This is a genomic window from Ectothiorhodospira lacustris, assembly GCF_022227845.1.
Classification (GTDB): Bacteria; Pseudomonadota; Gammaproteobacteria; order Ectothiorhodospirales; family Ectothiorhodospiraceae; genus Ectothiorhodospira; species Ectothiorhodospira lacustris.
The window spans coordinates 106097-132259 of record NZ_JAJNQN010000003.1 but is presented as its reverse complement, the minus strand read 5'-3'; the positions used below and the strand labels follow the sequence as shown (position 1 = coordinate 132259).

Below are 26163 nucleotides of genomic sequence, written 5' to 3'. Positions count from 1 at the left end.
TGCGCATTGTACAGGCTCGGCCGGGGCAGTAACAGCAAGGACCGTACCGGATCGCCGCAACCATTGCCTTGCAGCGCCACATGCGGTAAACCCGGCACTCACGGAATCAATGGAGACCTTCATGACAGCACAGCACCATGCTCAGGCCCGTGAACTCGCCCTGCGGGCGTTTGCACAAGACCGCGACGACATCCTCTGGCAACGGTGCCTGCTGATGGCGGATCAGGATGCGGACGCGGCCCGGTCGGCCTATCTGGAAGAGGCCACCGCCGTATTCGCGGCCGAGCTCGAGGCGCAAGCCCAGTCACGGCGCCCGGACCCGACCTGGAAACACCCGCTGATCGGTGCCATCCTCCCAGGTCTGATCGCCCTGGTGATCAGCATCCTCTTCACCCTGGCCCAGTACCCCTTCCCGTTCGTGGCGTGGTCGGTCCTGATGGGGATCTTCTTCGTGCCCTCCGCAGGCATCCTGGGGTACGTAGGGGTCTTCGCCCTACGCTACCACCTGGAACCGGGCTTTCGTATCGTGCATCGGAACAGGGCCGAGCGCATGGCGGTGATGGGGTTCATCGCCCTGGCCCTGGTGGGCGCCATCGGGACTTACAAGCTGATCTACTGGCCTTACTGAAACGGCTCAGTCCCCCGCCAGCTCCAGCCTCAGTCCCTGCTCGTCCAGGAAGTGACAGCACAGGATCTCCTCGCCGACGGCGAGGACGGGGATCTTGGCGTTGAAACGCTGTTTCAACGCCGTGTCTGCATCAATATCCACTTCACGGATGTCAAACCCCAGCTCATCCTGCAGCGAGCGCAATTCTAAGGACATGCGCTCGCACAGATGACAGCCTTCCCGATGATAGAGGATGACTTCCGGCCTCATTCCGGCACATCCAGCGGTAGCCAGATAGGCCCCTGGGCACGCTGTACCAACACCCGGGCGGAGCGCCCCGGGGGCAATGCCTCCACGACTTCCCGCATCTGCTCCAGGGACTGGATGGCGTGGCTGTTGATCATCAACACCACATCGCCCCGGCGGATACCGGCACGCTGGGCCGGCCCGGACTCGATCTCGGTGACCAGCACGCCCCCTTCGGCCAGTTCCAGACGCTCACGCAGTTCATCAGGCACGTCCTCCAGATGCATGCCGAACGGCTTGAACCCGGGCTGTTCCGGAACCGGGGGCGGGGTCCCGGACCGGGCCAGATCCTCTTCCGACGGCAGCTCGCCGATCACCACCTCAACGGTCATGGGCTTGCCGTCACGCAGGATCTCCACCTGGGCCGGTCCGTCGATGGGCGCCCGCCCGACAATGGGAGGCAGCGCTGAGGACCGGGGGACCTCGACGCCATTGAAGCTGAGGATCACATCGCCGGTACGCAGTCCCGCAGCCTGGGCCGGACTGTCGGGCAGCACGCGCGCCACCAGCGCCCCGGTGGGACGCTCCATGGCGAAGGAATCCGCCAGCTCCCGCGTCACTTCCTGAATAATCACCCCCAACCAGCCACGACTCACATAACCCTTGTCCCGCAGCTGATTGACCACGTCCAGGGCCACTTCGATGGGAATGGCGAAGGACAGCCCCATGAAGCCACCGGTCCGGCTGTAGATCTGGGAGTTGATACCCACCACCTCCCCGTCCATGTTGAACAGCGGACCGCCGGAGTTGCCCGGGTTGATGGCCACGTCGGTCTGGATGAAGGGGACATAGCTTTCACTGGGCAGGTTACGCCCCTTGGCGCTGACGATCCCCGCCGTCACCGAGTGATCAAAACCAAAGGGCGAACCGATGGCCAGCACCCACTCACCCACCCGCAAACGCTCGGAGTCGCCCAGGGTCAGGGTCGGCAAGTCCTGGGCCTGGATGCGCAGGACCGCCACATCGGTACGAGGATCGGAACCGATCAACTCGGCGATGAAGGTGCGCCGGTCACTGAGTCGCACCTCGATCTCATCCGCGCCCTGGATGACATGGTGATTGGTGACCACGTAACCGTCCGCCGAGATGATGAATCCCGACCCCAGCGAGGTGCTGTCAAGGCCCCGTGGCAGCGGTGTACTCCCGCCCCGTTCGCCGAAGAATCGGCGCAGCAGATCGCCGAAGGGGCCATCCTCCGGCAGGCCTTCGGGCAACTGCAGCGGAGGATGACCTCTGGGCAGCTCCACGGCCCGCGAGGTACTGATATTGACCACCGCCGCACTGTTGGCCTCCACCAGGGGCACGAACTCGGGAAGCCCGCGGGCGTGAATGGGGTTTGCGGCCGTGCACAGGGACACAAGCAGGATCAGCAAAAAGGCACGCAGACGTTGGCTTGTTGTCTTCATATCGAACTCGCGAATGTGAGGGACCGCTTCCATACGCCGGTCGCGGAAAATGGAGATGGGCTCAAGGAGCAAGCACACCATGGATCCGGATGGCCGGTGGCCCGAGACGGCGAACCACCACCGGCTGATAGCGGGGATCCCTGCGGATGCGCCGGGTAAACCAGCCGACGGCAGCCAGCCCCGCCAGCAAACCCAGCAAACCGGCCGCCACCACCGGCAGTTCACTCTGGCCGGACCACAGCCACTGCCCCAAGGCGGCAAACACCAGCATGAACAGCAGGGGCAGGATATAGACCGCCAGCGAACCGCGCACCAGGGCCGATTCCTCCAGCCCGACGATCACCTCATCACCGAGGCTGACCCCGACAGGATCGATGACCCTCACCTGGCTGCGCCGCTGACCGAACAGCTTGGCGATCACGCTGGTGCCGCAGCCCTGCTGGACGGAACAGCTTCCACAGGCGGTCTTGCGCTGGGTCTCCACCCAGGCAAACCCGGCCTCATCTACCGCAATCACGCGAGCATTCTCTTCGATCACCGGCCATCCTCCCCATCATGAAATACCGATTCTGCAATCAGCCGCACGGTGGCTTCGGGCACTTCTCCAAGGACCGTCACCTGATACTCTTTCCAGGGTAGGACCGCGGCATGCAGGGCGCCGGAACGGGTCACGCCGCGCAGGCGCTCTTCCGAGCGATCCGTGCGCGTCACGAAGATGGACACCGTCGCCAGACCGTCGGTCAGGATCATGTGCTGCACCGGATGGGGGCCGGCCGCCATGAGCCGCTTGCTCACGCCGGTAACGCGGAAGCCCGGGGGCATCTCGCCCACGTGCCAGCGGGGATCCGGCTCCATGAAATGGGTCTCGGCAGGGGGCGTCTCCATGGGCCGCGCAGTCACCCCTTTCCCCTGCATGCGGGGCCGCAGGCGATCATCGGCCACCCGGGCGGGAAACTCGATCCGGGTGAACATGAATTGCTCGAAGATGCGCCCTTCCCGGCTCAACAGCCGTGACTGCAAGAGCATTCCGGTGGGCTCGTGGATACACAACTGCCGCCCATAGCGGAGATGGTCCTGCGGCAGGATGGCCAATTCCCGGCAAGGCAGGCCGGCAACCCGCTGCCGGTCCCCCAGACGCAGGCGGTAGCTCTCGCTCAGACCATCGAGCCCCTGGCGGATGGGAAGCACCCCGGGCAGGCCCAACAAACTCTTGCCCGGGTCCAGACACAGGGCAGGGTCCAGATCATCGGGGCGAACACAGATGATACTGTCCGCGTCCTTGATGATCTCACGAGGATAACCGGTCAACGCTACCAGTCGTTCCCGGGAACCACGCTCGTCCCGGGCATGGATGATCTGCATGGTTTCCATGCGCTGGTCGTGGGCAAAGACGAAGGTTCCCTCGTAGTTGAGTTCGTCCACGGCCCGGGCCATCTTCTCCAACAGCGCGTGGGCCGCCTGCTCCGAGGCGGCCGCCGTCGCGGTGGCCAGCAGCGCCGCCACCAGACACATCAGGTGCAGGCGCCGCAACATGGACTCAGTCACCCATGAAGCCGTGCCCGACCGTACGGGCATAGGGCGGTACCGGCCCCCGTCCCACTGCCGACTCCGCATGATTGATCAGATAGCTGCTGAAACGGGCGTCACCCATGTCGATGCGCAGGATCTGCTGCCCGCCATACTCCAGCGGCGAGTGCTGCACCTGGGCCGCCCGCAGATCAGGATCCAGCATGGATTGCAGGGCATTGCGCTGGCCGGCATCCCACTGGGCCGCACGGATGGTCGGTTCGGAACCCGCCAGGACGGGCTCCATGGCCGGGTCGGCGGGATCGCCGGTGAAGTTCTGCAGACCCACCAGGACCGCCACGGCCACCGCGGCAGCCATGCCCATGCCGGCCACCGGCTTGAGCAGGCGCCCCTGCAAGGTCCGGGAGACATGGGCTGCCGGCTGCGGTTCCTCGGCCACAGCGGCCATGATGCGTGCGGAAAAGTCGGGAGGCGCAGTGCGATCCAGATTACCCCGCATGACGTCGCCGATCAGATGATAGCGACCCCAGCGGGCAAGATCCTCCGGGTTCTTTGCAAGCTCATCCAGCAACCGGCGGGATTCAAAGGCCTCGGCCTCGTCGTCCACCAGCGCAGAGAGTCGTTCCTCTTTCGTGGTTGTCATGATACGTCTCGCTCTTGAAAGCACATTTAATCAAGCAATGGCCGCAAGACGCGATCGATCGCCTCCCGCGCCCTGAAAATCCTGGAGCGCACTGTACCGATGGGGCATCCCATGGTCTGCGCAATCTCCTCGTAGCTCATCCCCTCCAGTTCACGCAGGGTGATGGCCGTCCTCAAGTCATCCGGCAACGTGCTGATGGCGCTCTGCACGGCCAAGCGTATTTCCTCGGACAGCAATTCCCCTTCCGGGGTTGCATATTCCTTGAGGGCGGATTCTCCCACCATCTGTTCCGCATCCTGGGCATCCACCTCCACATCGGGCGTCCGGCGGCTCTGAGAGACCAGATGGTTCTTGGCCGTATTGATGGCGATCCGGTACAGCCAGGTATAAAAGGCGCTTTCGCCCCTGAAGTTGGCCATGCCCCGATAGGCCTTGATGAAGGCCTCCTGGGCGACATCGAGTGCCGTGGCAGGCTCGTGCACATAGCGAGAGACCAGGTTGACGATCTTGTGCTGGTATTTCTGCACCAGCACATCGAAGGCCTTCTTGTCTCCGGCTTGAACACGTTTGACCAGTTCCTCGTCGGTTACTTTATTGCCCATTCGGGCACTCCCCCTCTGAGGGCACGTCCTGTACCCTAACTGCGATGGACATGAAAACCCTCGTTAAGTTCTTGCAAATGACGCCCAAACTACACCATGCTCCCGACATTCCCGGGAATTCATGGCACAGGTCAATTTGTCAGTCTGCCCGGTGCGTGTAACACTGCAAAAAACCGTGACAAAATAACTCAGATCGAGACATCGCCTCAAGCGAGCCCCCCACTCGGACACCGGCTTTTCTTACCAAAACCCATCCGACCGTCCCCTCCCGGGCTGAGGCTTTTCCGGAGAAACCATCAATGCAAGATTCGCCCCAGGCGGGGGTCCGCAAATCCATGGACGTCCTCATCATCGGCAGTGGCGCCGCCGGCCTGAGCCTGGCCCTGCACTTGGCGGCGGAGCAGCGCGTGGCGGTGCTGAGCAAAGGCCCCCTCAGTGAGGGCAGCACCTACTATGCCCAAGGCGGCGTCTCTGCGGTGCTGGACCGCCATGACTCCCTGGAGGCCCATGTCCGCGACACCCTTGATGCCGGCGCCGACCTGTGCGACGAAGCCGCCGTGCGTCATACCGTGGAGCACGGGCCGGAGAGCATCCAGTGGCTGCTGGATCTGGGCGTCCCCTTCACCCGGGAACCCGGAGATGACGGCAGGGTACAGCTGCACCTGACCCGGGAGGGCGGCCACAGCCACCGCCGCGTGGTCCACGCCGCCGACGCCACCGGCAAGGCCATCGAAAACACCCTGGTGGAACAGGTCCGGCGCCATCCCAACATTACGCTGTTCGAACACCATATCGCGGTAGACCTGCTTACCAGTCACAAGCTCGGCCTGGAAGGCCCACGACGCTGCCTGGGCGCTTATGTGCTCAACCTCAGGTCACACCAGGTGGAGATCTTTGCCGCCCCCTTCGTGGTCCTGGCCAGCGGCGGTGCCAGCAAGGTCTATCTCTACAGCAGCAACCCGGACGGCTCCACCGGTGACGGCATCGCCATGGCCTGGCGGGCCGGCTGCCGGGTGGCCAACATGGAATTCATGCAGTTTCATCCCACCTGCCTGTTCCACCCTAAAGCCAAGTCCTTCCTCATCTCCGAGGCGGTCAGGGGCGAAGGCGGCAGGCTGTTGCTGCCCGACGGCACCCCCTTCATGGAACGCTTCGACCCCCGGGGGGAGTTGGCCCCGCGGGATATCGTCGCCCGGGCCATCGACCATGAAATGAAACGCCTGGGCGCGGACTGCGTCTATCTGGACATCTCCCACCAGCCGGCGGACTTCATCAAGTCCCACTTCCCCAACATCCATGAACGCTGCCTGGAATATGGCTTCGACATGACCCGGGACCCCCTGCCGGTGGTGCCCGCCGCCCACTATACCTGCGGCGGGGTGATGACCGATCTGGCGGCCCGCACCGATCTGGCTGGACTCTATGCCATCGGTGAAGTGGCCTGCACGGGCCTGCACGGCGCCAACCGCATGGCCAGCAACTCCCTGCTGGAATGCCTGGTATTTGCCCGCTCCGCCGCCCAGGACATGGGCCGGCAGCGTCCGGCACCGGTGCCGGTGGACCGGATCCCGGCCTGGGACGAGAGCCGGGTCACCGATTCGGACGAAGAAGTGGTGGTAGCCCATAACTGGGAGGAGCTGCGCCGTTTCATGTGGGACTACGTGGGCATCGTCCGTTCCAGCAAGCGACTGCAGCGGGCACAGCGACGCATCGGACTGCTGCAGGGTGAAATCCATGAGTACTACAGCAACTTCCGCGTCACCAATGACCTGATCGAGCTGCGCAACCTGGCGCTGGTGGCGGAGATCATCATCCACAGTGCCCAGAGCCGCCGGGAAAGCCGTGGCCTGCACTACACCCTGGACTACCCGCAGACCGACCCGGCCCTGGCCGGCAAGCCCACCGTGCTCGGTCCATCGGATTCCACTGCCTGAATCAGGAGACATGCCATGAGCGAGGATACGCCGCGCATCATCGAACCCCTGGCCCTTGAGGCCAGGCTGCAGGATCAGCGTCTGCGAATCGTTGACCTGAGCCAGGCCGACCTCTACGCCGGCGGCCACGTACCGGGGGCCGTTCACCTGGATTACGGACGCATCGTCACCGCCGCCGGACCGGTCATGGGACTGCTGCCGGACGTCGCCACGCTGCGCGCCATCCTGGCGGAACTGGGCATCGGTCCGGATACCCACGTGGTGTGCTACGACGAGGAAGGCGGCGGCAAGGCCGCCCGCTTTCTCTGGACCCTGGCGGTGTGCGGCCATGAAGACCTGTCATTGCTCAGCGGCGGACTGGCGGCCTGGTCAGCGGCGAATCTGTCCACCACCACCCAGCCCGCCCCGGAGGCACCGCCGCTGAATCTGGAATACCCTCTCGCCTACGGGAATGTGCGGGTTGCCGACCGGGACTGGATCATGGCCCATCTACGGGATGAGGAAGTGATTCTGATGGATGCCCGCAGCAGCGATGAATTTACCGGCCGGGTGGCCTACGCGGCCCGGGGCGGCCACATTCCCGGCGCCATCTCCTTCGACTGGGTCCGCTGCCTGGATCTGGAGCATCACCGTCGTCTGCGTCCTGAAGAGACACTGCGACAGGCCCTGCTGGAGCAGGGCATCACCCCGGAAAAGGAGATCGTCGTCTACTGCCACACCCACCACCGCTCCGCCCTGAACTGGCTGGTGCTGGAGCACCTGGGGTATGAGCGGGTGAGAGGCTATCCGGGCAGCTGGTCCGACTGGGGCAACCGGGACGATACCCCCATCGAAACCTGAAGCCGCCTACACCTTGAGCATGTGCTCACGATAGTGGCGCAGCTCGGCGATGGAGTCGCGAATATCCTGCAGGGCCTTGTGGGTGGCATCCTTGGACAGGCTGTTAAGCACCCCCGGGGCCCATCTGCGGGCCAGTTCCTTCAGGGTACTCACGTCCAGATTGCGGTAATGAAAGAAGGCCTCCAGGTCGGGCATGCAGCGGTACAAGAAGCGCCGGTCCTGACAGATACTGTTACCGCACATGGGGGATGAGCGCGGCGGCACGAACTGCTTCAGAAACCGCAGGGTTTCCTGCTCCGCCTCCACCTCGTTGTACAGGCTCATCTTCACCCGATCCAGCAGGCCGGAGCGGCCATGGGTATTGCGGTTCCAGTCATCCATCCGACTCAGGATCTCTTCGGTCTGGTGGACGGCGATCACGGGGCCCTCCGCCAGCAGGTTCAGCTCCTTGTCCGTCACGATGGTGGCAATCTCGATGATGTAGTCGGACTGCGGGTCCAGGCCGGTCATTTCCAGGTCGATCCAGACCAGATTCTCCGGATTGGGATTCATGGGCTTCCTTTGTGCCGTGACGGCACGCTCTGAGCGTTCATTGCAAGAGGCTCGCCGCCGGGGGGGAACGCCGGTAGCGCGGCCACAGTCTACACTGTACATGAGCGCATTTTCGAGGCCGGGCCTGCCCGCCGCCGAGAAAGGAGGAATCCCCCATGAGCCAGCTCCATGACCGACACTGCGTCCCCTGCGAGGGTAGCACCCCACCCATGGACAAGGTGGACATCCAGAGTTTCATGAAGTCCCTGTCCCCGGACTGGCGGGTGGCTGACGAAGGCCATGCCATTGAACGCACGTTCCGGTTTCCCGATTTTCATCAGACCATGGCCTTCGTCAATGCCGCCGCCTGGGTGGCCCACCGGGAAGATCACCACCCGGACCTTCAGGTAGGCTATGATCGCTGTCTGGTGCGGTTCACCACCCATGCCATCGGCGGCCTGTCGGAAAACGACTTCATCTGCGCCGCCCGGGTGGACCGCTTGCTGGAAGACTGAATCGGACATCAACCTGGGACGGCAATGAAAGCATCCAGACCCGGCAGGGTCATCACCCGCTTTGGCTCACAAGTGCTGGTGGAAGACGAGGACGGCCACGTCCACCGCTGCACTCCCCGCCGCAAGCTGGAACATGTGGTCTGCAACGATGCCGTGTCCTGGCACCCGGAGCACAGCGGGGTGGGCGTGGTCACCGACATCCGCACCCGCGGCAACCTGCTCGAACGGGTCGATCCCCGCGGGCAGCGCAAGAACATCGCCGCCAACGTGGATCAGGTGGTGGTCGTCACCGCCGCCGCCCCGGCCCCGAGCTGGCCCCTGGTGGACCGCTATCTGGTGGCCATAGAGCGGTTACCGGCCCGGGCGCTGATCCTCTACAACAAGGCGGACCGGCCTGACGCGGACCCGAACGGCACGGCAGCGGCCCTGAAGGGCTACGAGGCACTGGGTTATCCGGTCCTCAGGACCAGTGTGTCAAATGGTCAGGGCATGGAGGCCCTCAGGGCCTTCCTGGCCATGGGCACCAGCGTACTGGTGGGCCAGTCCGGAGTGGGCAAGTCCTCCCTGATCCAGGCGCTGCTGCCGGACCTTGAGATCCGCATCGGCGCCCTGTCCGAACTCAGCGGCGAAGGCCGCCATACCACCACCAACGCCACCGTCTACCGCCTGCCCTGCGGCGGCGCCCTGATCGATTCACCCGGCGTACGCGATTTCACCCCCGGCCCGGCCCCCCGACGGGAGTTGGCGGAAGGTTTCGTGGAACTCAGAGCCCTGGCCCCGGAGTGCCGGTTTCACAACTGCAGCCACACGGTGGAGCCGGGCTGCGCGGTGAAGACCGCCCTGGACGAAGGAAAGATCGACCGGCGGCGATATGAAAGCTACCGGGCGTTGCTGGAGGCGGCCGAGGCCTAGAAACCAAGCCCCCCCGCCGCGGCATCATCGATCAGCCCGGAGGCCAGGCCATCTGGCGGCCACCCAGCACATGCATGTGCAGGTGATAGACCGACTGACCGCCGTCCGCATTGCAGTTGATGACGGTGCGAAAGCCGTCTTCCACCACCCCGGCCTGGCGGGCCACTTCAAGCCCCACCCACTGCATGTGACCCACCAGGGCCATATCGGCCTGGGCCATGTCGGCAATGGTGTCGAAATGCTGCCTGGGAATCACCAGCACATGCAGCGGGGCCTGGGGGTTGAGGTCACGAAACGCCACCACCCGATCGTCCTGGTAAACGATGTCCGCCGGAATCTTGCCATCGGCAATCTTGCAGAAGATGCAATCAGTCATGTCCTTCAACTCGTTGATGGCCGACCTAAAGATCACGCCGGCCTGAAAACGCATGAGAGAGCGTACCGCGGTCCACGTACTCCAGTTCGCCGCCCAGCGGAATGCCGTGGGCAATACGGGTGGCACGCACCCCACAAGCCCGAGCCATGTCCGCGATATAGTGGGCGGTGACCTCCCCTTCCACTGTGGTACCGGTAGCCAGAATCAGTTCCCGGATCTCGCCTTCGGCCAGACGGGCCTCCAGTCGGTCCAGGCCTAGCTCCTCCGGACCGATACCGTCCAGGGGAGAAAGCTGGCCCAGCAGTACGTGGTATTGACCGCGAAAGCCTGTGGCCTGCTCGATCGCCAGCAGGTCCGCCGGGGTCTCCACCACACACACTGAGCCTGGGTCCCGCCGGGTATCGGCGCAGACCCGGCAGAGTTCATCCTCGGTCAGGGTGCGGCAGCGCCGACAATGGCCGATACGCTCGGCCGCCTGTTTCAGCAGTTCGGACAGCCGCAGCGCCCCTTCACGGTCCCGCTCCAGCACATGCAGGGCCATGCGCTGGGCCGATTTCGGACCCACACCGGGGAGGCAGCGCAGTGCCTCCACCAGTCGATCAAGAAGGGGCGCCCCGTCCATGGATCAGAACGGCAGCTTAAATCCGCCCGGCAAACCCATGCCCTGGGTGACGGCACCCAGATGTTCGCGGGTCATGTCTTCCACCTTCTGTACCGCGTCGTTCATGGCGGCCGTCAGCAGGTCTTCCAGCATGTCGCGATCTTCTTCCAGTACGCTGGGATCGATGGTCACCCGGCTCACGGAATGCTTGCCGCTCATGACCACGCTGACCATGCCGCCGCCGGCCTGACCGGTCACTTCCATCTCGGCCAGTTCGGCCTGGGCACGGGCCATATCTTCCTGCATCTTCTGGGCCTGTTTCATCAGGTTCCCAAGTCCGCCTTTGAGCATATCAATCACCTTTCTAGGGTTCAGTTAATCTAGGGAGGCGTAGTGTAAAGCCTCCCGGTGCATGAAACACGCGCCTGCGCTCAATCTCCCTCCACAGGGCGTACGGAGCCGGCCACCAGCTCCGCATGGAAGCGGGCCTTGATGGCTCCCGCCACGGGGTCTTCATCCATATCCTGCTCGGCGGCCTGCTGCCGCCGGGCACGGGCACGGGCCGCCGCCGCGGCCGGCGTATCCGAAGCGGGCCGACCCAGCCGGATGCGCACCCTGACAGGCCGACCCAGCCGGGACTGCACGGCGGTCTCCAGCCGCTGCTGGGACATCGCCGTCTTCAGATGATCATACTTGGGCTCCAGGCTCAGCAGCAGCTCCTGACCGTCGTAGCCTTCCAGGGCACAATGACTCACCAGCTGCCCGGCCACCGCACCCAGGCCCAGCGAAGGCACCAGAGCCCCCCAGTCCAGATGCTGTGCGGCATCGGCCTGCGCAGGGTGCGGCGGCACGGGCGCTGTCGGCACCGGTGCCTCCTCTGTCGGAGCGGGCGGCACCACGGCCGCCGGGGATGAGCCCTCCTCGTCCAGCCAGGGTGGCGGCTCGGGCATGTCCGGCTCGACCGGCCCTGGCGGTGCACTGCGTTGACGGGGCGTCGGTATCGTTTCGGGGACCGCAGCGACGGGGACCGCAGCGACGGGGTCGGCCGCGGCAGCCGGTGCCGGTGTGCCGGCCGCAGACCCACCTTCCAGTTGCGCCAGGATATCACTGGGGCGTCGGGGCACGGATCGCGGCTCCGACACCTTCGGTTCGGCCCGGGGTGGCGACATCGGTTTTACGACCGGTGTCTGTAGCCGGTCGGATTGAACCTCGACCGGACGAAAGGCCAGCATGCGCAGCAGGATCATTTCCAGGCCGCTGCGGGGCTCAGGCACCAGGGGCAGGTCCCGGCGGCCGATCAGGGCGATCTGGTAGTAGAGCTGCAGGTCTTCCGGGGTCAGACACCGGGCCAGTTCTGCCAGGGCTTCCCGTTCATCGGGCAGGTTGTCCAGTACCTCGGGCACCTGCTGGGCCAAGGCCAGATGATGCAGCAGGGTGATCAGCTCGGCCAGTACCGCCCCGTAGTCCGGCGAGTGGGAGGAGAGCTCATCCACCACGGCCAGCACCGCCCGGACATCGGCAGCGGCCAGGGCCTGGAGCAGCCGCAGCAGATGATCCCGGGACATGGACCCGAGCATCTCCCGCACCTCCTCCGCCCGCAAGGCACCATCACCAAAACCGATGGCTTGATCCAGCAGGCTCAGGGCATCGCGCATGCTGCCCGAGGCGGCACGGGCGACCTGCAGGACGGCGGCGGGCTCGGCCTCGATGGCCTCACTTTGCAACACCTGCTGCAGGTGATCCGCGATCATCTGCGCCGGCATGGCCTTGAGGTTGAACTGCAGACAACGGGACAGGATGGTGACCGGCAACTTCTGGGGATCAGTGGTGGCCAGCAGGAACTTTACATGGGGTGGCGGCTCTTCCAGGGTCTTGAGCAGGGCATTGAAGCTGTGAGTGGAAAGCATGTGCACTTCGTCGATCAGGTAGACCTTGAAGCGGCCCCGGGTGGGGGCATAGGGCACGTTATCCAGCAGCTCCCGGGTATCCTCCACCTTGGTACGGGAGGCCGCATCCACCTCGATCAGATCGATGAAGCGTCCGGCATCGATCTCACGACAGGCACCGCACCGACCACAGGGGGTGGCAGTCACGCCCGTTTCACAGTTGAGGCACTTGGCCAGAACCCGGGCAATGGTGGTCTTGCCCACCCCCCGGGTGCCGGTGAAGAGGTACGCATGGTGCAGCCGGTCCTCGCGCAGGGCGTTGGACAGGGCACGCACCACATGGGGCTGCCCAACCAGTTCCTCGAAACTACGGGGGCGCCACTTGCGGGCCAGGACCTGATAGCTCATGAATCTCGTTGCGGTTGCCGGAAAGGGTCATACGCCGCACCGGCCAAAGGCAGCGGGTACGAGCGGCCATGATAACGCAGCCGGGGCCTCAGGTGGTGCGGCGATGGGGGCCGGCATCAGGCGGGCAGCACGACGATGCCGTCCTCGTCGGCGAACAGGCGGTCACCGGGTTTGAAGCCGACCCCGGCGAATTTCACCGGCACGTTCACCTGGCCGACCCCCAGCTTACGACTCTTGAGGGGATGGGTAGCCAGGGCCTTGACCCCCAGGGGCAGACCAGCGCAGGCACGGGAATCACGGATACAACCATACATCACCACCCCTGCCCAGCCATTCTTGACCGCCAGCACCGCCAGCTGATCCCCCAGCATGGCGCAGCGCAGTGAACCGCCGGCATCCACCACCAGCACCTTGCCGCGCCCATCCTCCCCCAGCATCTCCCGGACCTTGGTGTTGTCCTCGAAACACTTGAGGGTCACGATCTCGCCGGAAAAGGCCCGCTCGCCGCCAAAATCCCTGAACAGCGGCTCTGCCACCTGCAGACCCGGATGATCCTCATGTTCATCGCACAGGTCCGCCGTCCCCTGAAAACTTGCCATTTCGGAAGCCATTGCCCATCACCCTTTGCGAAAGTGTAAAAAAAAGGCCGTACCGCCATGAAGCGAGTACGGCCCGGCCGGTTCACGGCGTGTCCCGGAACGCCCTTGAAGGGCATCCGGGACGGATGACATCAACCGTGGAACTGCTCTTCTTCGGTGGAACCGGCCAGCGCCTTGACGCTGGAGGAACCGCCCTGGATGACGGTGGTGACTTCATCGAAGTAACCGGCACCCACTTCCTGCTGGTGGGACACGAAGGTGTAACCACGCTCGCGGGCCTTGAACTCCGGCTCCTGCACCATTTCCACGTAGTGCTTCATGCCTTCGCCGCGGGCATAGTTGTAGGCGAAGTTGAAGGTGTTGAACCAGTTGACGTGGATACCCGCCAAGGTGATGAACTGGTACTTGTAGCCCAGCGCGGACAGTTCATCCTGGAACTTGGCGATGGTCTTGTCGTCCAGGTTCTTCCTCCAGTTGAAGGACGGGGAGCAGTTATAGGACAGCAGCTTGCCGGGGCATTCGGCGTGCACGGCCTGGGCGAACTCACGGGCGAAGCCCAGGTCCGGGGTGCCGGTTTCGCACCACACCAGGTCGGCATAAGGGGCGTAGGAAACGCCACGACTGATGGCCTGCTCCAGGCCGTTCTTGACCCGGTAGAAGCCTTCCTGGGTCCGCTCGCCGGTGAGGAAGGGCTTGTCATTCTCGTCGTGATCGGAGGTGATCAGGTTAGCGGCTTCGGCATCGGTACGGGCCAGCACGATGGTGGGCACGCCCATGACGTCGGCGGCGAAGCGGGCGGCGATCAGCTTCTCAATGGCTTCACGGGTGGGCACCAGCACCTTGCCACCCATGTGACCGCACTTCTTCACGGCGGCCAGCTGGTCTTCGAAGTGCACACCGGCGGCACCGGCGGCGATCATGTTCTTCATCAGTTCGAAGGCGTTGAGCACGCCGCCGAAACCGGCCTCGGCATCGGCCACGATGGGCAGGAAATAGTCCACATACCCTTCGTCACCGGGGTTGATACCGCGGGACCACTGGATCTCATCGGCGCGCTTGAAGGTGTTATTGATGCGACGCACCATGGTCGGCACGGAATCATAGGCATACAGAGACTGGTCGGGATACATGGTCTCGGAGGTGTTGCCGTCGGCGGCCACCTGCCAGCCGGACAGGTACACGGCTTCCAGACCGGCCTTGGCCTGCTGCATGGCCTGACCGGCGGTGATGGCACCGAAGGCATTCACATAGCCCTTCTTGGCCTCACCGTTGACCCGCTTCCACAGCTTTTCGGCGCCCATGCGGGCCAGGGTGTACTCAGGCTGAACGGAGCCACGCAGGCGCACCACTTCAGCGGCGGTATAACCACGCTTCACATCCTTCCAGCGCGGATTGTTGGCCCAGTCCGCTTCGAGCGCCTTGATCTGTTCTTCTCTGTTCATGTTGCCTTGGTCCTCTGTGATCTCTGAGTCGTTTTGCCCGTTTGAACAGGCGATACTGCTCGGAACATGCATTGTGCCGATGGTTGGGCTCAAGTCCCAGCATTCCAGTTAACCATTCAGCGCGAAGGCAGCAAGCGTAGTCCAGAAATGACTGTATGCGTAAAATAAATTTCAATATTCAATATTAAATAATTAAATGCTTATCGAATTTTGGGGCAAACCGGTTAAATACTGATGGCTGCCCGATGCCCCGCAACTCACGACGCACGGCGAAATTGGGCGCCCGACCAGGGTAAGAATGTAGTAGATTTCGTCCATTGCCGATCGTCACCCGCCCAGCGACCACAGGTAGCCAGACTGATGAATGAACGCGCGCGGCAGATTGCCCGCTCCATCCTGACCGGTTTCGAGCGTCATTTTTCGTTCTTCCAGGAAATCACCAGCAGCGCCCGGGAGCGCTTCGAACACGCGGACTGGGACGCGGTTCGGGCGGCCTCGGTCAAGCGCATCAGCTCCTATGACCAGCGGGTGCAGGAAACCCTCGGCAAGGTTCGCGCCACCTTCGGCATCAATGGTCTGGAGGAGGGACTATGGCAACTGGTCAAGATCGCGTACATGGATCTGCTGCAGCACCACTCCCGGCCGGAGCTGGCCGAGACCTTCTACAATTCCGTGTTCTGTCGGCTGTTTGAGCGGAAGTATTACAACAATGACATGATCTTCCTGGAGTCGGTGGCCAATCGCAAGGAACTGGCAGAGCGCTACCGGGGCTATCTGTCTTTCCACACCCGGGATGGCGGCGTGGACACCTGCATCTGGGAAATCCTCTCGGCCTTCTACTTCAACCTGCCCCACACGGACCTGGCCAAAGACGTACACAATATCGCCCGCGCCCTGGAGGCCCGCTCCAAATTCGGCCCCGAGGCCATGGGGGACCTGCGCATCGACGTGCTGGAATTCCCCTTCTTTCGCAACAAGGCGGCCTACCTGATCGGCCGGGTGGTGCATGAAGGTCGCAGCCATCCCTTCATCATTCCCTTGAACAATATCGAGGGCACCGGTCTGGTGGCAGATGCCCTGCTCACCACCGAGGAAGAGGCTGAGGCGGTATTCAGCTTTGCCCGGGCCTATTTTGTGGTGAAAACCCCGGTACCGGCCGCCACCGTGGTCTTTCTGCAGGACCTGATGCCGGACAAGCCGGTGGCCGAGCTCTACATGAGCATCGGCTTTCACAAGCAGGCCAAGAACGAGTTCTACCGGGATTTCCTGCGCCACCTGGCCAACAGCACCGATCATTTTTCCATCGCTCCCGGCACCCCGGGGCTGGTCATGGTGGTCTTCACCCTGCCCTCTTACCCCTATGTGTTCAAGGTGATCAAGGACCGTTTCCCACCCCAGAAGGACGTCACCCATGAACTGATCGAGCGCCGCTACCTGCAGGTGAAGATGCATGACCGGGTGGGGCGGATGGCGGATACCCTGGAATTCTCCGAGGTCGCCTTTCCCCTGGCGCGTTTTTCACCCGGGCTGCTGGAGGTGCTCAAGAACGAGGTGACCTCTCAGGTGGAAATCGGCAGCGGCAACCTGGTCATCAAGCACCTCTATATCGAGAAACGAATGCTGCCGTTGGACGTCTACCTGGGACAGGCCGACGAGGCCGGCACCCGTGCCGCCCTGGAGGAATGGGGGCTGGCCATCAAGCAGCTGATCGGCGTGAACATCTTTCCCGGGGACCTGTTGTTCAAGAACTTCGGGGTGACCGACAGCGGCAAGGTGGTGTTCTACGACTACGACGAGATCTGCTATCTGACGGAGTGCCACTTCCGCAAGATCCCGCCCTCGCCGTTTCCGGAAGACGAACTCAGTTCTGATGCTTGGTATTCAGCCGGTCCCAACGAGATCTTTCCCGAGGAATTCCCGACCTTTCTGAGCACCGACCCGCGGATACGGCGGCTACTGATGCAGTTGCATCGGGACCTGTTCGACTACCGCTACTGGCAGCGCAGGCAGGAGGATGTGAAGAAGGGGATTCATGGGGATGTGTTTCCCTATCCCCAGGGCGTGCGGTTTGACACCAGCCTGCGCCCGGAAGCGCAGGCGGCCAGTTCCCTTTAGAGGAAGCGGCAGAAGGTGACCAGCGGAATCAGTTTTCCGCGACGCTCAGGGCCGCCCGCAGATAATGGAACATGGACCACAGGGTCAGCGCCGCGGCCACGTAGAGCAGCACTAGACCGAGGGTGAAGGTGGGTAACCCCAGGATGGGTTGGGCATGGAGCAGCAGGAAGATGGCTACCATCTGTGCCGTGGTCTTGAGCTTGCCGATCCAGGACACGGCCACCTTGCCCCGCTGCCCCAGCGCGGCCATCCATTCCCGCAAGGCGGAAATGGCGATCTCCCGACCAATGATGACGGCGGCGGCCACCGCCAGCAGCATGCCGCCCGGGTTATCCACCAGCAACACCAGGGCCGTGGCCACCATCAGTTTGTCCGCCACCGGGTCCAGGAAAGCGCCGAAGCTGGAGGTCTGCCCCAGACGCCGCGCCAGATAACCATCCAGCCAGTCCGTGATGCCGGCCAGGGCAAAGATCATGGCACTCACCGGACCGGATAGGGGGTGCGGATAGTAATAGGCCACCACGATCAGAGGGATCAGGCCGATACGCATCCAGGTGAGAAGATTGGGAATCGAAAATGTCATGGATCAGTCGTCATGTAGCGAATCGAAAATCTGCTGCGCCAGCTTGCGACTGATGCCGGGAACCTTGGCGAGCGCTTCCACGTCGGCGCGGCACACACCCTGAAGTCCGCCGAAGTGCTTCAGTAACTGCTGGCGTCGCTTGGGACCCATGCCGTGTATCTGCTCCAGCGGTGAGGTACTGCGGGCCTTGGCCCGGCGCTGCCGATGCCCGGTAATGGCAAAGCGGTGGGCCTCGTCACGAATCTGCTGGATGAGATGCAGTGCCCTGGAGCCCGGCGGCAGTATAGACGGCCGGGCCGCATCGCTCAAGATCAGGGTTTCCGTTCCGGGCCGCCGGTCTTCGCCCTTGGCCACCCCGACCACCATGACACCACTGACCTGCAGCGTCTCCAGCACCTCCAGGGCCTGACGCACCTGCCCCTTGCCACCGTCAATGAAAAGGATGTCCGGCAACTTGCCCTCTCCGGCCTTGAGACGGGTATAGCGGCGCATGAGGGCCTGGCGCATGGCGGCATAGTCGTCCCCCGGGGTGATGTCCTTGATGTTGAAGCGGCGGTAGTCGGACTTGACCGGCCCCTCCCCGTCAAAGACCACACAGGAGGCCACCGTGGCCTCACCCTGGGTGTGACTGATGTCGAAGCACTCCATTCGCTGCGGTGGCTCGTCCAAGTCCAGGACATCCTGCAGGGCCTCCAGGCGTTCACGCATGCCGGCCCGCCCCGCCAGACGGGTGGCCAAGGTCATCTGCGCATTGCGCGTTGCCATCTCCAGCCAGCGGGCACGATCCCCCCGCACATTCCAGGACAGCGTCACCCTCTGCCCACGCCGCAGGGTCAGCATATCCTGCAATACGGCGCGGTCCTCGGGCTCATGACTGAGAATGACCTGGGGCGGCACTTCACGGCTCAGATAGAACTGCCCGAGAAACGCGGTCATCAATGACTCGGAGGCGGTTTCTTCCGGCACGCGAGGAAACAGCGAGCGGTTACCCAGATTCAACCCCCCACGAATGGAGAACACCTGGACACAGACCTCCCCGGCCTCCCGGGCGATGGCGATGATATCCACATCGCCGCCTTCCCCGCTGACGTACTGACGCTCGGACAGCTGCCGCAGCCGTGCAATCTGATCCCGGACCCGGGCGGCGTGCTCATAGTCCAGGGCGGCGGCGGCCCGTTCCATTGCCTGCACCAGGTCCGCGATGACCTGTTCACTGCGCCCCTCCAGAAAGTCCACTGCATGCGCCACATCCGCGGCGTAGGCCACCGGATCGATCAGGCCGACGCAGGGGCCGCTGCAACGCTGGATCTGATGCTGCAGGCAGGCCCGGGAGCGGTTCTGAAAGAAACTGTCCTCACAGGGACGGATCAGGAACAGCCTCTGCAGCAGATGGATGGTTTCGCGGACCGCACGGCCCGAAGGATAGGGTCCGAAATACCGTCCGGGTGCCTTACGGGCGCCGCGGTGAAAGGCCAAGCGGGGATAGTCGTGACGGGAGATGAAGATATAAGGGTAGGACTTGTCGTCCCGAAAGATGATGTTGTAGCGGGGGCGCTGTTCCTTGATCAAGTTGTTTTCCAGCAACAGGGCCTCGGCCTCGCTGCGGGTGACAATGACCTGGACATCCCGAATCCGGGCCACCATGGCGGCAATCCGGGGGCTGGCCACCGTGCGGCGAAAGTAGCTGGACACCCGCTTCTTCAGGTTCTTTGCCTTGCCCACATAAAGCACGACCCCGCCCTCCCCCAGCATCTGGTAGACCCCGGGCTGGGTAGTGAGGTCGGCCAGAAAGCGGCGTGGATCAAATGCCTCGGACGGTGAGCCTTCGCTGATGATCATGAACCATCCAGATGCCGCTTCACCTGCTCAAAGACCGCCCTGAACATGGGGGCCGTCAGACGACCCGTCTGGGTGTTGTATCGACTGCAGTGGTAGGAGTCCACCAGCGTGAGCCCGCCGGTCAGGGCGTGTTCACGGCCGTGACCAAACCGATGGGCACACTGGCGCAACCCCAGGGCACGCAGCACGGCATTGTGGGCCAGAGTACCCAGGGCCAGCACCACACTGCCCCGGGCAAGCAGGGCCAGCTCCCGGGCCAGGTAATCGTTGCAGGCCCGCACCTCGCTGATTAGCGGCTTGTTCTCAGGCGGCAGGCACTTGACGGCATTGGTGATGCGGCAGTCCCGCAGCACCAATCCATCATCGCAGCGGACTGACTCGGGCGCACTGCCGAAACCCATGTCAAAGAGGGTCTGATAGAGCAGGATACCGGCATGATCGCCCGTGAATGGTCGCCCGGAGGCGTTGGCGCCATGCATCCCCGGAGCCAGTCCCACGATCAGCAACCGGGCATCGGGATCACCAAACGGGGGCACAGGGGCGGTGTGGTAGCCGGGATGACGGGCACGCACCCGGCTCAGAAAATCCACCAGCCGAGGACAACGGGCGCAAGCCGGAGCAAAGCAGTCCGGAGGAACGGGATACATAGGATTCATCAATCTGAGGATGGGGAAGGGCTAATGATACCGCGGTCGATGGCCATGCGGAAAAGCTCCATGTCCGATGCACACCCGAGCTTTTCACGCAAACGCGCCTTGTAGGTACTGACCGTCTTCACGTTCAGACCCAGCCGGTTGGCGATCTCCTGAGGCCGATGGCCCTCCACCATCAGCACCAGGATCTGGCGTTCCCGATGGGAGAGCCGGGCCAGGGGATCGACGGCCCCACCGCCGGTTTCCGCCAGTTGCCAGGGCGACCCTGGGCGTGACATGCCGGTCGCCCCGCATGGCCAGACGGATGGCCTGGAGCAGCTCATCCTCCTGACACCCCTTGCTCAGATAGCCGGCCACCCCCGTGTCCAGCATCCAGCGGGGATAAGGCCCCTCCTCTTCCACGGTCAGGGCAATCACCTTGAGACCCGGCCGCAACGCCAAGGCCTTGCGGGTTGCCTCAAGCCCGCCCATGCCGGGCATGTTGAGGTCCATCAGGACCACGTCCGGCCGCAGACGTACCAGTTGCTCCAGGGCCTCCTCACCGGAGGCGGCCTCACCGACCACCTTGATACCGGTCCTTTCCGTCTGCGCTTCCAGCAGTCCACGAATGGCGCGACGCACCAGCAGATGATCATCCACCAGCATCACGTCCACCATGAGGGAGGGATTTTCAGTGCTGTCCATGGCTTCCCCTGCGGCACAAATCCCGGTTGAGGAAGGCATGTCTCACCAGTCCTTGTAGGGATGCCGGACCAGGCTTGTATTGTAATAGCGGACATCATGGGAGACCTCTGCTCCCGCCCAGGGCGGCAACCCGGGTGACTCGCCCGCATGCTGCAATTCCACTTCGGCCACCACCAGCCCCGCATTGTCGCCCTCGAAGACATCCACCTCCCATACATGCTCCCCATGGGGCACGTAGTGACGGGTTTTTTCGATCAGAGGATGAATGCAGAGGGTGTCCAGCAGTTCCCGCGCATCCTGAGCCGGGATGGCATATTCGAACTCCTGGCGCTGGATCCCCAGGGTGGCGCTCTTGATATTGAGATGAGCCGTGTCGTCGGAAACCCTGATCCGGATCGAGGTCCGCTCGTTACCGCAGAGATAGCCCTGGCGATACTGCACGCTCTTGGTCACCTGGTCTTTCCAGACGTCTGAAACCACGAGGAATTTTTTTTCGATTTCCTGTCCCATGGCGATCGGCGGACACCCCTTCGGTGGATATGCGGATCATGCTACCACGATTTGCAAGGATTTCGGATGGCGGATGACGCAACGCAACAATCAGAAATGAAGCAGTGCCGATCCCCAGGTAAAGCCGCCGCCGAAGGCCTCCATGAGCACCAGGTCACCCCGCTTGATCCGCCCGTCACGCACCGCAACATCCAGCGCCATCGGCACCGAGGCAGCGGAGGTATTACCGTGCTTTTCCACCGTCACGATCACCTTGTCCATGGGCATCTTGAGTTTGCGGGCGGTCGCCTGAATGATCCGGATATTGGCCTGATGGGGGATCAGCCAGTCCACCCGGGACTGCTCGATACCGCTGGCCTCCAGGGTTTCCTCGACGATGCGCCCCAGGGTATTGACCGCCCATTTGAAGACCTCATTGCCCTTCATCTGCAGGTAGGCCTCACCGGCCACCATATCGGCATAGCCCTTGCCGACGCCGCGGGGCACACTGAGGAGGCTCTCGTAACGACCATCGGCATGGAGGTGGGTCGCCAGGATGCCCGGCTCTTCCGAGGCTTCCAGAATCACCGCCCCCGCACCATCCCCGAACAGGACGCAGGTGCCCCGGTCATTCCAGTCCAGGATACGGGAGATGGTTTCGGCACCGACCACCAGGGCGCAGCGGGCACTGCCGGACCGGATGAACTGGTTGGCCACGCCCAGGGCATAGACAAAACCGGTACACACCGCCTGGATATCAAAGGCGGCGCAGCCGTTGTGAACACCCAGCCGCTGCTGCAGCAGGCAGGCGGTGCTGGGAAACACCTGATCCGGCGTCGTGGTGCCGACAATGATGAGATCAATATCCTCCGGACGGCGTCCCGCCATGGCCAGGGCGGCAAGCGCCGCCTGCGCCGCCAGATCGCAGGTGGTCTCGTCGGCGGCGACGATGTGGCGCTGCCCGATGCCGGTGCGTTCACGGATCCATTCATCGGAGGTTTCCACGATCTTTTCCAGATCGTGATTGGTCAGCACTTTTTCCGGAAGATAACTCCCGGTACCTGTAATCCGGGAGTAGATCACTGTTGGTTCGCCTCTTTGAGCAGTTCTTCCAGCCGCTTGTCGATGCGTTGCGGCACCCGTTTCTGTGCCTCCAGGCGGGCGATACGGATGGCATTCTCGAATGCCACGGCATCGGCACCGCCATGACTCTTGATCACCACCCCCTGCAGCCCCAACAGGCTGGCGCCGTTATAGGCGCGAGGGTCAATGCGCTTGCGAAAGGCCTTCAGTACCGGCATGGCGACCAGCGCGGCCAGCTTGCTGTACAGGCTGCCCGAAAACTCGTTGCGCATGTAGTGTGACACCATGCGTGCCACCCCTTCACTGGTCTTGAGGGCCACGTTGCCCACGAAACCATCGCAGACCACCACGTCCACATCGCCACAATAGATGTCGTTGCCTTCCACGAAGCCGATATAGTTCAGGTGGCTGGCCTCCAGCATCCGCGCCGCCTCCTTGACCTGATCGTTACCCTTGATCTCCTCCTCGCCGATGTTCAGCAGACCGACACGGGGCGAGACAATATTGTCCACCGCACTGGCCAGCTCGGACCCCATCACCGCAAACTGATAGAGATGGGTGGCGGTGCAGTCCACATTGGCCCCCAGATCCAGCATGTGGGTGTGGCCCTTGATGGCGGGAATGGCGGTAATGATGGCGGGCCGATCGATACCCGGCAGGGTCTTGAGCACATAGCGCGCAGTGGCCATGAGGGCTCCGGTATTGCCCGCGCTGACGCAGGCATCGGCCTGCTGGTGCTTGACCAGGTTGATGGCCACCCGCATGGATGAGTCTTTTTTGTTGCGCAGGGCCTGGGAAGGCGGCTCATCCATGCCCACCACCTGGCCTGCGTGATGCAGGCGTAGCCGGTCGGAAGGCGCCTTTCCGCAGGTAGCCAGTTCCTGCCCGACACGCTCCTTATCACCCACCAGGATCAGGTGGATGTCGGAAAACTCCTCCAGGGCCTTGACTGCCGCAGGGACAACCACGTGGGCACCATGATCACCGCCCATGGCATCCAGTGCGATGGTAAAGATTCCGCTCATGGGATAACCTGCTTTGAATAAGCGCGAATAAGCATCGTGGACGAAGCATCCACGATGCCCATGGAATACAGCCCGCGGCTCCATCCGGTAGGCGGCACGACGCGGGCAGGATGACACACGCGCCGGCCCAATGCGAGCCGCTGCCCCTGACGAGGCAGACTGCCGACCGGATCTGCGATCAGGTCGGCAAACGTCTTACTCTTCGTCCTGCTCTTCCTTGGCCTTGATCACCTGGCGGCCACGGTAGAAACCGTCGGCACTGATGTGGTGACGGCGATGGATCTCACCGGTGGTGGGTTCGGTGGACAGGGTGGGACCCTTCAGCGCGTCGTGAGAACGACGCATGCCCCGGCGGGAAGGGGTGGTGCGACCTTGTGCAACAGCCATGGTGTCATCTCCAATCTATACATACGGATTCATCTAATGCCCCACGGGTCCCGACCGGAACCCGGGGGGCATGGGGTGTTTCAACTGTCGCCATCCTGTTCGCCCTTGAGGCGACCCAGCACGGCAAACGGGTTGTTCTCTTCTGTTTTGTGTGCGGCCTTCACGTCCCGGCTGCTGAACTCAGGCTGGAACCGTACGGCACAGTCCTGAAGCGGGTGCAGGGACACCACCGGCAGGCACAGCATCAGCTCGTCCTCCACCAGCGCCGCCAGGTTAAGCCGTTCGTCACCGACCACCAGCACGTCTTCCTCGTCCAGGGCGCCGGCCGTGTGACGATCTTCCTGCACCAGCCGCATCTCGAAGCGGGTGTCCACGGGCAGGGCCATGGGTTCCAGACAACGCTGACACAGGGGCGCCAGTTCGGCCACCACATGTCCGGTCACCCGGGGCCTGCCGGATGCTCCCCGGTCAAAGCACAACACCACCCGGCACAGACCGTGAGCCGATCGGCCCATTGCCTCCGCCAGACGCTCCATGGCGGTAAGATCAAGTACGCCGTCCAGGACACGGGACTTGTCCGCAAGACGGAAGGGATCGACCAGTTCGGGCAGCAGGCTGTCGGACATAAGCGCGCAATTCTAAAGGCCTTCTCGCACCAGTGTCAAAAGCAATCTGCCGCCTTTTGCTTGAAAACCCCTGCCCTGTTCAAGGATACTGAGTACTTTGCTTATAACGTGCGGGATGCTTGCGTGATAAATAAGTTACTGATTGCCAACCGTGGTGAGATCGCCGTTCGCATCATCCGGGCCTGCGCGGAAATGGGGATTACCTCGGTGGCGGTCTACACTGACGCCGACCGTCACGGCCTTCATGTCAAGAAGGCCGATGAATCCTACTCTCTCGGCCCCGACTCCCTCTCCGGCTATCTGAATGTCCATCGCCTGGTGAACGTGGCCCGTAGCGCCGGCTGCGACGCCATCCATCCCGGCTACGGCTTTTTGTCGGAGAATCCCCAGTTTGCCCAGGCCTGCGCCCGGCGGGGGATTCAGTTCGTGGGGCCGGACGCAGACATCATCCGGCGCATGGGCGACAAGGTCGCCGCCCGGGAGGCCATGATCGCCGCGGGCGTCCCCGTGATTCCCGGCAGCGAAGGCAACCTCAAGGATGTGGAGGAAGCCGCCGTCCTGGCCCGGGAGATCGGCTACCCGATCATGCTCAAGGCCACTAACGGCGGTGGTGGCCGCGGTATCCGCCGCTGTGATGACGAGGCCGGCCTGCGCCGCAACTATGAGCGGGTGCGCTCCGAGGCCACCAAGGCCTTCGGCAGCACCGAGATCTTCATGGAGAAAGCCATCATCAATCCGCGCCATATCGAGGCGCAGATCCTGGCCGATCGCCACGGCAACGTGATCCATCTGTTCGAGCGTGACTGTTCCATTCAGCGCCGCCACCAGAAGCTGGTGGAAATCGCCCCTTCCCCCCAGCTCTCCGAGGCCCAGCGCCATGAAGTGGGGGAACTGGCGGTACGGGCGGCCAGGGCGGTGAACTATGAAAACGCCGGCACGGTGGAATTCCTCATGGATGCCGACGGGCGTTTCTATTTCATGGAGATGAATACCCGCCTGCAGGTGGAACACCCGGTCACGGAAATGATCACCGGCATCGACATCGTCCAGGAACAGCTGCGGGTCGCCGCCGGGCTACCCCTGACCTATACCCAGAGTCAGGTCACCCGCCGGGGCTTTGCGGTGGAGTTTCGCATCAACGCCGAAGATCCCAAGAACGACTTCCTGCCCAGTTTCGGCCGTATCACCCGCTACTTCGCCCCCGGCGGACCGGGGGTTCGCACCGATGGTGCCATCTACACCGGCTACCACATCCCGCCCCATTATGACTCCATGTGCGCCAAGCTCATCGTCTGGGCCATGGACTGGGAGAGCCTGATCCGCCGTGCCCGTCGCGCCCTGGGCGACATGGGCGTCTACGGGGTGAAAACCACCATCCCCTACCACCTGGAAATCCTCAACAGCGAGGCCTTCCGCAGGGGCAATTTCGACACCGGCTATGTGGACGCCCACCCCGAACTGACCGACTACTCCGTACGCAGACCGACCCGCGAACTGGCTGCCGTCATCGCCGCCGCCATCACGGCTCACAAGGGTCTTTAAGA

29 protein-coding genes and 1 pseudogene are annotated in these 26163 nt (G+C 63.2%); 7 read left to right on the top strand and 23 right to left on the bottom strand.

Going from position 1 to position 26163, the window contains the following annotated elements:
• Window positions 1-121: 121 nt before the first annotated feature.
• Window positions 122-628, top strand: a complete 507-nt coding sequence (locus LQ956_RS03885) for a hypothetical protein (RefSeq protein ID WP_238621917.1) — start codon at window positions 122-124, stop codon at window positions 626-628.
• A 6-nt stretch (window positions 629-634) separates the two neighbouring features.
• Here the strand turns inward: LQ956_RS03885 and LQ956_RS03880 are convergent, their stop codons facing one another.
• The 6 genes from LQ956_RS03880 to rpoE all read right to left on the bottom strand — a co-directional run bounded on the left by LQ956_RS03880 (window position 635) and on the right by rpoE (window position 5091).
• Window positions 635-877, bottom strand: a complete 243-nt coding sequence (locus LQ956_RS03880) for a glutaredoxin family protein (RefSeq protein ID WP_238621918.1) — start codon at window positions 875-877, stop codon at window positions 635-637.
• Window positions 874-2319 carry a DegQ family serine endoprotease gene (locus tag LQ956_RS03875; protein ID WP_238629521.1) on the bottom strand — a complete coding sequence of 482 codons (1446 nt, stop codon included), beginning with the start codon at window positions 2317-2319 and terminating at the stop codon, window positions 874-876. The genes LQ956_RS03880 and LQ956_RS03875 overlap by 4 nt, the downstream gene beginning before the upstream one ends.
• 61 nt (window positions 2320-2380) lie before the next feature.
• Window positions 2381-2857: a SoxR reducing system RseC family protein gene (locus LQ956_RS03870; RefSeq protein WP_238621920.1), complete on the bottom strand. Its 477-nt coding sequence runs from the start codon at window positions 2855-2857 to the stop codon at window positions 2381-2383.
• On the bottom strand, window positions 2854-3852 hold the full coding sequence (locus LQ956_RS03865) for a MucB/RseB C-terminal domain-containing protein (RefSeq protein ID WP_238629520.1): 999 nt from the start codon (window positions 3850-3852) through the stop codon (window positions 2854-2856). Before LQ956_RS03865 ends, LQ956_RS03870 begins: the two co-directional genes overlap by 4 nt.
• Before the next feature lie 4 nt (window positions 3853-3856).
• Window positions 3857-4489, bottom strand: a complete 633-nt coding sequence (locus tag LQ956_RS03860; protein WP_238629519.1) for a sigma-E factor negative regulatory protein — start codon at window positions 4487-4489, stop codon at window positions 3857-3859.
• Between the two features lie 26 nt (window positions 4490-4515).
• Window positions 4516-5091, bottom strand: coding sequence for an RNA polymerase sigma factor RpoE (gene rpoE, locus LQ956_RS03855; RefSeq protein ID WP_238621923.1), 576 nt, complete (start codon window positions 5089-5091; stop codon window positions 4516-4518).
• 299 nt (window positions 5092-5390) lie between these two features.
• Between rpoE and nadB the strand changes: the two genes are divergently transcribed.
• Window positions 5391-7025, top strand: coding sequence for an L-aspartate oxidase (gene nadB / locus LQ956_RS03850; RefSeq protein ID WP_238621924.1), 1635 nt, complete (start codon window positions 5391-5393; stop codon window positions 7023-7025).
• Between the two features lie 15 nt (window positions 7026-7040).
• Window positions 7041-7865, top strand: coding sequence for a sulfurtransferase (locus tag LQ956_RS03845; RefSeq protein WP_238621925.1), 825 nt, complete (start codon window positions 7041-7043; stop codon window positions 7863-7865).
• A 6-nt stretch (window positions 7866-7871) separates the two neighbouring features.
• Here the strand turns inward: LQ956_RS03845 and orn are convergent, their stop codons facing one another.
• Window positions 7872-8417, bottom strand: a complete 546-nt coding sequence (orn, locus tag LQ956_RS03840) for an oligoribonuclease (protein WP_238621926.1) — start codon at window positions 8415-8417, stop codon at window positions 7872-7874.
• Window positions 8418-8572: 155 nt separating this feature from the next.
• Between orn and LQ956_RS03835 the strand changes: the two genes are divergently transcribed.
• Together LQ956_RS03835 and rsgA are read left to right on the top strand one after the other, a co-directional pair.
• Entirely contained in the window at window positions 8573-8911 is a 339-nt protein-coding gene (locus LQ956_RS03835; protein WP_238621927.1) for a 4a-hydroxytetrahydrobiopterin dehydratase, read from the top strand.
• A 24-nt stretch (window positions 8912-8935) separates the two neighbouring features.
• Window positions 8936-9823 (top strand): ribosome small subunit-dependent GTPase A, encoded by an 888-nt coding sequence (rsgA, locus tag LQ956_RS03830; protein WP_238621928.1) that lies wholly within the window; start codon window positions 8936-8938, stop codon window positions 9821-9823.
• Between the two features lie 31 nt (window positions 9824-9854).
• On the opposite strand, the gene LQ956_RS03825 is transcribed toward rsgA, so the two are convergent.
• The 6 genes from LQ956_RS03825 to aceA form a co-directional block, all read right to left on the bottom strand.
• Window positions 9855-10199, bottom strand: a complete 345-nt coding sequence (locus tag LQ956_RS03825) for a histidine triad nucleotide-binding protein (RefSeq protein ID WP_238629518.1) — start codon at window positions 10197-10199, stop codon at window positions 9855-9857.
• 25 nt (window positions 10200-10224) lie between these two features.
• On the bottom strand, window positions 10225-10821 hold the full coding sequence (recR, locus tag LQ956_RS03820) for a recombination mediator RecR (protein WP_238621930.1): 597 nt from the start codon (window positions 10819-10821) through the stop codon (window positions 10225-10227).
• Between the two features lie 3 nt (window positions 10822-10824).
• Window positions 10825-11151 (bottom strand): YbaB/EbfC family nucleoid-associated protein, encoded by a 327-nt coding sequence (locus tag LQ956_RS03815; protein WP_238621931.1) that lies wholly within the window; start codon window positions 11149-11151, stop codon window positions 10825-10827.
• A gap of 80 nt (window positions 11152-11231) precedes the next feature.
• Entirely contained in the window at window positions 11232-13094 is a 1863-nt protein-coding gene (gene dnaX, locus LQ956_RS03810) for a DNA polymerase III subunit gamma/tau (protein WP_238629517.1), read from the bottom strand.
• Between the two features lie 116 nt (window positions 13095-13210).
• Window positions 13211-13705, bottom strand: coding sequence for a ribonuclease E activity regulator RraA (gene rraA / locus LQ956_RS03805; RefSeq protein ID WP_238621933.1), 495 nt, complete (start codon window positions 13703-13705; stop codon window positions 13211-13213).
• A 119-nt stretch (window positions 13706-13824) separates the two neighbouring features.
• On the bottom strand, window positions 13825-15135 hold the full coding sequence (gene aceA / locus LQ956_RS03800) for an isocitrate lyase (RefSeq protein WP_238621934.1): 1311 nt from the start codon (window positions 15133-15135) through the stop codon (window positions 13825-13827).
• 360 nt (window positions 15136-15495) lie between these two features.
• Here aceA and aceK point away from each other — a divergent pair, with 360 nt between their 5' ends.
• The gene (gene aceK / locus LQ956_RS03795) at window positions 15496-17250 is read left to right on the top strand and encodes a bifunctional isocitrate dehydrogenase kinase/phosphatase (RefSeq protein ID WP_238621935.1); all 1755 of its coding nucleotides are present in this window, start codon (window positions 15496-15498) and stop codon (window positions 17248-17250) included.
• 28 nt (window positions 17251-17278) lie between these two features.
• On the opposite strand, the gene pgsA is transcribed toward aceK, so the two are convergent.
• The 10 genes and pseudogenes from pgsA to LQ956_RS03745 form a co-directional block, all read right to left on the bottom strand.
• Window positions 17279-17833: a CDP-diacylglycerol--glycerol-3-phosphate 3-phosphatidyltransferase gene (gene pgsA, locus LQ956_RS03790; protein ID WP_238621936.1), complete on the bottom strand. Its 555-nt coding sequence runs from the start codon at window positions 17831-17833 to the stop codon at window positions 17279-17281.
• A 3-nt stretch (window positions 17834-17836) separates the two neighbouring features.
• Window positions 17837-19672 carry an excinuclease ABC subunit UvrC gene (gene uvrC, locus LQ956_RS03785; RefSeq protein WP_238621937.1) on the bottom strand — a complete coding sequence of 612 codons (1836 nt, stop codon included), beginning with the start codon at window positions 19670-19672 and terminating at the stop codon, window positions 17837-17839.
• On the bottom strand, window positions 19669-20319 hold the full coding sequence (locus LQ956_RS03780) for a uracil-DNA glycosylase (protein ID WP_238621938.1): 651 nt from the start codon (window positions 20317-20319) through the stop codon (window positions 19669-19671). The genes uvrC and LQ956_RS03780 overlap by 4 nt, the downstream gene beginning before the upstream one ends.
• 8 nt (window positions 20320-20327) lie before the next feature.
• Window positions 20328-20501, bottom strand: a complete 174-nt coding sequence (locus tag LQ956_RS03775; RefSeq protein ID WP_238630362.1) for a response regulator transcription factor — start codon at window positions 20499-20501, stop codon at window positions 20328-20330.
• Between the two features lie 184 nt (window positions 20502-20685).
• Window positions 20686-20970, bottom strand: a pseudogene (locus LQ956_RS03770) (response regulator); the annotation flags it as partial.
• 81 nt (window positions 20971-21051) lie between these two features.
• Window positions 21052-21519 (bottom strand): CYTH domain-containing protein, encoded by a 468-nt coding sequence (locus LQ956_RS03765; RefSeq protein WP_238621940.1) that lies wholly within the window; start codon window positions 21517-21519, stop codon window positions 21052-21054.
• Window positions 21520-21609: 90 nt separating this feature from the next.
• Window positions 21610-22581 (bottom strand): beta-ketoacyl-ACP synthase III, encoded by a 972-nt coding sequence (locus LQ956_RS03760; RefSeq protein WP_347402057.1) that lies wholly within the window; start codon window positions 22579-22581, stop codon window positions 21610-21612.
• Entirely contained in the window at window positions 22578-23606 is a 1029-nt protein-coding gene (gene plsX / locus LQ956_RS03755; RefSeq protein ID WP_238621941.1) for a phosphate acyltransferase PlsX, read from the bottom strand. Before plsX ends, LQ956_RS03760 begins: the two co-directional genes overlap by 4 nt.
• Before the next feature lie 195 nt (window positions 23607-23801).
• Window positions 23802-23993 carry a 50S ribosomal protein L32 gene (gene rpmF / locus LQ956_RS03750; protein WP_238621942.1) on the bottom strand — a complete coding sequence of 64 codons (192 nt, stop codon included), beginning with the start codon at window positions 23991-23993 and terminating at the stop codon, window positions 23802-23804.
• Between the two features lie 80 nt (window positions 23994-24073).
• Window positions 24074-24619: a YceD family protein gene (locus LQ956_RS03745; RefSeq protein ID WP_238629515.1), complete on the bottom strand. Its 546-nt coding sequence runs from the start codon at window positions 24617-24619 to the stop codon at window positions 24074-24076.
• A gap of 123 nt (window positions 24620-24742) precedes the next feature.
• On the opposite strand from LQ956_RS03745, the gene LQ956_RS03740 reads away from it, so the two are divergent.
• Complete coding sequence (locus LQ956_RS03740) at window positions 24743-26161, top strand: acetyl-CoA carboxylase biotin carboxylase subunit (protein WP_238629514.1); 1419 nt, start codon at window positions 24743-24745, stop codon at window positions 26159-26161.
• Window positions 26162-26163 lie beyond the last annotated feature (2 nt).

Excerpts from the sequence above, each read along its gene's own strand:
- LQ956_RS03885 (WP_238621917.1), top strand. The coding sequence starts at position 122 with ATGACAGCACAGCACCATGCTCAGGCCCGTGAACTCGCCCTGCGGGCG.
- LQ956_RS03880 (WP_238621918.1), bottom strand. The coding sequence starts at position 877 with ATGAGGCCGGAAGTCATCCTCTATCATCGGGAAGGCTGTCATCTGTGC.
- LQ956_RS03875 (WP_238629521.1), bottom strand. The coding sequence starts at position 2,319 with ATGAAGACAACAAGCCAACGTCTGCGTGCCTTTTTGCTGATCCTGCTT.
- LQ956_RS03865 (WP_238629520.1), bottom strand. The coding sequence starts at position 3,852 with ATGTTGCGGCGCCTGCACCTGATGTGTCTGGTGGCGGCGCTGCTGGCC.
- LQ956_RS03860 (WP_238629519.1), bottom strand. The coding sequence starts at position 4,489 with ATGACAACCACGAAAGAGGAACGACTCTCTGCGCTGGTGGACGACGAG.
- rpoE (WP_238621923.1), bottom strand. The coding sequence starts at position 5,091 with ATGGGCAATAAAGTAACCGACGAGGAACTGGTCAAACGTGTTCAAGCC.
- nadB (WP_238621924.1), top strand. The coding sequence starts at position 5,391 with ATGCAAGATTCGCCCCAGGCGGGGGTCCGCAAATCCATGGACGTCCTC.
- LQ956_RS03845 (WP_238621925.1), top strand. The coding sequence starts at position 7,041 with ATGAGCGAGGATACGCCGCGCATCATCGAACCCCTGGCCCTTGAGGCC.
- orn (WP_238621926.1), bottom strand. The coding sequence starts at position 8,417 with ATGAATCCCAATCCGGAGAATCTGGTCTGGATCGACCTGGAAATGACC.
- LQ956_RS03835 (WP_238621927.1), top strand. The coding sequence starts at position 8,573 with ATGAGCCAGCTCCATGACCGACACTGCGTCCCCTGCGAGGGTAGCACC.
- rsgA (WP_238621928.1), top strand. The coding sequence starts at position 8,936 with ATGAAAGCATCCAGACCCGGCAGGGTCATCACCCGCTTTGGCTCACAA.
- LQ956_RS03825 (WP_238629518.1), bottom strand. The coding sequence starts at position 10,199 with ATGACTGATTGCATCTTCTGCAAGATTGCCGATGGCAAGATTCCGGCG.
- recR (WP_238621930.1), bottom strand. The coding sequence starts at position 10,821 with ATGGACGGGGCGCCCCTTCTTGATCGACTGGTGGAGGCACTGCGCTGC.
- LQ956_RS03815 (WP_238621931.1), bottom strand. The coding sequence starts at position 11,151 with ATGCTCAAAGGCGGACTTGGGAACCTGATGAAACAGGCCCAGAAGATG.
- dnaX (WP_238629517.1), bottom strand. The coding sequence starts at position 13,094 with ATGAGCTATCAGGTCCTGGCCCGCAAGTGGCGCCCCCGTAGTTTCGAG.
- rraA (WP_238621933.1), bottom strand. The coding sequence starts at position 13,705 with ATGGCTTCCGAAATGGCAAGTTTTCAGGGGACGGCGGACCTGTGCGAT.
- aceA (WP_238621934.1), bottom strand. The coding sequence starts at position 15,135 with ATGAACAGAGAAGAACAGATCAAGGCGCTCGAAGCGGACTGGGCCAAC.
- aceK (WP_238621935.1), top strand. The coding sequence starts at position 15,496 with ATGAATGAACGCGCGCGGCAGATTGCCCGCTCCATCCTGACCGGTTTC.
- pgsA (WP_238621936.1), bottom strand. The coding sequence starts at position 17,833 with ATGACATTTTCGATTCCCAATCTTCTCACCTGGATGCGTATCGGCCTG.
- uvrC (WP_238621937.1), bottom strand. The coding sequence starts at position 19,672 with ATGATCATCAGCGAAGGCTCACCGTCCGAGGCATTTGATCCACGCCGC.
- LQ956_RS03780 (WP_238621938.1), bottom strand. The coding sequence starts at position 20,319 with ATGTATCCCGTTCCTCCGGACTGCTTTGCTCCGGCTTGCGCCCGTTGT.
- LQ956_RS03775 (WP_238630362.1), bottom strand. The coding sequence starts at position 20,501 with ATGGTGGAGGGCCATCGGCCTCAGGAGATCGCCAACCGGCTGGGTCTG.
- LQ956_RS03765 (WP_238621940.1), bottom strand. The coding sequence starts at position 21,519 with ATGGGACAGGAAATCGAAAAAAAATTCCTCGTGGTTTCAGACGTCTGG.
- plsX (WP_238621941.1), bottom strand. The coding sequence starts at position 23,606 with ATGAGCGGAATCTTTACCATCGCACTGGATGCCATGGGCGGTGATCAT.
- rpmF (WP_238621942.1), bottom strand. The coding sequence starts at position 23,993 with ATGGCTGTTGCACAAGGTCGCACCACCCCTTCCCGCCGGGGCATGCGT.
- LQ956_RS03745 (WP_238629515.1), bottom strand. The coding sequence starts at position 24,619 with ATGTCCGACAGCCTGCTGCCCGAACTGGTCGATCCCTTCCGTCTTGCG.